Origin of the sequence: Streptomyces sp. P17 (assembly GCF_032436805.1) — a bacterium.
Classification (GTDB): Bacteria; Actinomycetota; Actinomycetes; order Streptomycetales; family Streptomycetaceae; genus Streptomyces.
Window position 1 is genome coordinate 1 of the sequence record NZ_JAVRBF010001028.1, and the last position, 261, is coordinate 261.

General features: G+C 73.6%; 1 protein-coding gene. It reads right to left on the reverse strand.

What is annotated here, in order from left to right:
- Positions 1–261: hypothetical protein (locus RMT89_RS43840; RefSeq protein WP_315889335.1), on the reverse strand; the 261-nt coding region annotated here is incomplete at both ends.

A 261-nucleotide genomic window follows, 5' to 3' on the forward strand; every position in this document is an offset into this window, starting at 1 on the left:
GCGTGACCGCGTCGATCCGCAGCACCGCCTCGAACATTTCGACGCGCGGCGCCGTGCCGTAGCGGTCGCGGATCAGGCGCGGGTAGTCCCCGCCGTGCCAGCGCTGCGCCGCCTCGCGCGCGCGCCAGTGATAGACGCCGCCGCCCACGGCGTTCTCCGCATCGAAGAAGTAGGTCTTCTCGACGAGGTCCGGGTTGGCGGCCCACGCCGGCGCCGATTGCCGATACAGCGCCAGCGCGTCGGCGCGCCGGGTTGACGCCG